This window comes from Dietzia sp. UBA5065 (assembly GCA_002415925.1).
In the GTDB taxonomy this organism is placed as follows: domain Bacteria; phylum Actinomycetota; class Actinomycetes; order Mycobacteriales; family Mycobacteriaceae; genus Dietzia.
Map to the genome: position 1 here is coordinate 4,848 of DIAZ01000138.1, position 2,371 is coordinate 7,218.

Annotated in this window: 3 protein-coding genes; 1 reads left to right on the forward strand and 2 read right to left on the reverse strand. The window is 71.3% G+C overall.

Going from position 1 to position 2,371, the window contains the following annotated elements; genetic code table 11:
- Positions 1-143 precede the first annotated feature (143 nt).
- A complete protein-coding gene (locus tag B4M60_RS10720; protein WP_291083470.1) occupies positions 144-785 on the forward strand; it encodes a hypothetical protein in 642 nt (213 codons plus the stop codon).
- Here B4M60_RS10720 and B4M60_RS10725 read toward each other — a convergent pair.
- Together B4M60_RS10725 and B4M60_RS10730 are read right to left on the reverse strand one after the other, a co-directional pair.
- Positions 772-1,227 carry a GntR family transcriptional regulator gene (locus tag B4M60_RS10725; RefSeq protein WP_291083472.1) on the reverse strand — a complete coding sequence of 152 codons (456 nt, stop codon included), beginning with the start codon at positions 1,225-1,227 and terminating at the stop codon, positions 772-774. The genes B4M60_RS10720 and B4M60_RS10725 overlap by 14 nt on opposite strands.
- A 2-nt stretch (positions 1,228-1,229) precedes the next feature.
- Positions 1,230-2,327 (reverse strand): CaiB/BaiF CoA transferase family protein, encoded by a 1,098-nt coding sequence (locus B4M60_RS10730; RefSeq protein ID WP_291083475.1) that lies wholly within the window; start codon positions 2,325-2,327, stop codon positions 1,230-1,232.
- Positions 2,328-2,371 lie beyond the last annotated feature (44 nt).

A 2,371-nucleotide genomic window follows, 5' to 3' on the forward strand; every position in this document is an offset into this window, starting at 1 on the left:
GACCTCGAGCAACCCCGCACGGACGTCGAGCAACCAGGCCGGTGCCCGACCGGACGCGCCGAGGCCAACCGCGCCGGTAACGGTTGAGGTGTCAATATCCCAGAAATCGGATGAGGGGATTGTTATTGATTTCGCGGTGCCGCATGGTGTTGACACGGCCCAGTGGCCGTGACCCACCTCCGAAAGGGCGTCTCATGCACCGTCCAGTCACCGTTGGCGCGTCACTACTCGCGTCGGCGCTCATCGCCGTGATCGCCCTGCCAGGCGTAGCCACGGCAACTCCCGAGCCTCCGACCTACACGGTGGTCTTCGACAGCCCGAGTGCCCTCTCGGTCGAGGGACGAGGAGCCACGACGGCCGTCTCGTACGCCAACGATTCCGGTCGGGTGCTGGAGTGCTTCGCGGTCGCGGGCGATCCGGTGCTCATCGGCCAGCTGTACGACGACGCGATCGACAGGGGCGCGGACATCGGCAGGCCACTCTCGGAGGAGTTGACCGCCGCGACGTCGGAACTCGGGCTCGCGGGCCGGCTCGACCTCTACGGCGGAGTCGTCGTCGACGGCGCTACCGAGGTGCTCGGGCCGCGAACCGATGAACTCTTTCCCGACATTCACCTGACGGACGGCTCGTTTGCCTCACAGGCCTACAGCGAGTGCTGGGACTTCAGTAATCACTACCTCGAGATCGAGAGGACCGCGCCGGTCGATCTCCTGGGATCCGTCGAGAATCTCCTCGGCTCCCCGTGGCTGTCCGGGTCGCTGGGCCTACCCGTCACGGTTGCCTGACGAAGGCGTTGCGTACGGCCTCGACCGCGTCGTCGACTCCGAAGCCCGCCCCCGTCGCCAGGTCCGTGAACTCCTCGGCGGCGCGGGCCAGCACCGCCGACGGCAGATCGGCCGCCGCGACGAAGGTCCCCGAGCGGCCGCGGCCCTCCAGGACCCCGGCCTCCTCGAGTTCGCGGTAGACCTTCGCGGCGGTGTTGGCGGCCACCCCGACCTGGTCGGCGAGAGTCCGGACGGCGGGCATCCGCGTTCCGGGGGTCAGCAGGCCGCGCCGGACCGCCTCGAGGATCTGCCCCTTGAGCTGGCGGAACGGGGGATCGGCGGAGGCCGGGTCCACGCCGAGAACCACCCCGGCCACCCGGGAGCCGCCGCCGGTGGGGCGGGAGCCGCCGCCGGCGCGCGGGTCCTCGCCCGGCGCAGCGGCGGTGGCCCCCGGCTCGCTCATGCTCAGGCCCAGACCTGATCGATCGCGGTCGCCTCCCGCGGCGGCGCGGCCGGGACGGCGGGGGCCGGGGTGCGCGAGAACCGCGGGGCGGGCGCGGGCCCGAGGTCGCCGGCCACCTCGACGAAGGTCTTGCGGGCGGCGTTGTGCGGGTGGTCGAGGGCCTCGGTGTAGGTCAGCACCGGGGTGGTGCACGCGTCCGTGCCGTAGAACAGCTCGGCCCACTCGTCGCGCGGCTTCTCGGCGAACTTCCCGGCGATGATCTCCCGCAGCTCGTCCCAGCGGTCGAGGTCGAACTGGCCCGGCATGCCCTCGCCGTCGATCCCCAGCAGGCGGGCGAACTCGGCGTAGAACTGCGGCTCGAGGCAACCGACGGCCATGAACTTGCCGTCGGAGCAGGTGTAGACGTCGTAGAACGGGAACCCGGTGTCCAGCATGTTGGTGCCGGCGACGTCCGACCACTGGTCGCGGGCGCGCATGGCCCACTGGAACTGGCCCAGCACGGAGGCGCCGTCGGTCATGGCGGCGTCGATGACCTGGCCCCTGCCGGAGGTGGCGCGCTCGATGATCGCCGCGAGGATGCCCTGGATGAGGAACATCGAGCCGCCGCCGAAGTCGCCGACCAGGTTGAGCGGCGGCACCGGGCGCTCGCCCTTGCGCGCGGTGGCGTTGAGGTGCCCGGTGAGCGAGATGTAGTTGAGGTCGTGTCCGGCGGTGTGGGCGAGCGGCCCGTGCTGACCCCAGCCGGTCATGCGCGCGTAGACCAGGCGCGGGTTGGCCTCGAGGCACTCGTCCGGGCCGAGGCCCATGCGCTCGGTGACCCCGGGACGGAAGCCCTCGACCAGGACGTCGGCCTTGGCGATGAGGCCGCGGACCTGCGCCAGTCCGTCGTCGCTCTTGAGGTTGGCCTCGACCACGGTCCGGCCGCGCCGGGTGATGTGGGCCCAGCCGTCGACGGAGTTGGCGAGCTCGCCGGGGCGCATGACGGTCACGACGTCGGCGCCCAGGTCGGCGAGCATCATGCAGGCGTGGGGGCCGGGGCCGATGCCGTTGAGTTCGACGACGCGGATGCCGGCGAGGGGGCCGGAGGAGGCAGTGGTCACAGGTGTGCCCTTTCATGTGGCTTTCCCCACACCGTATCGCCCCG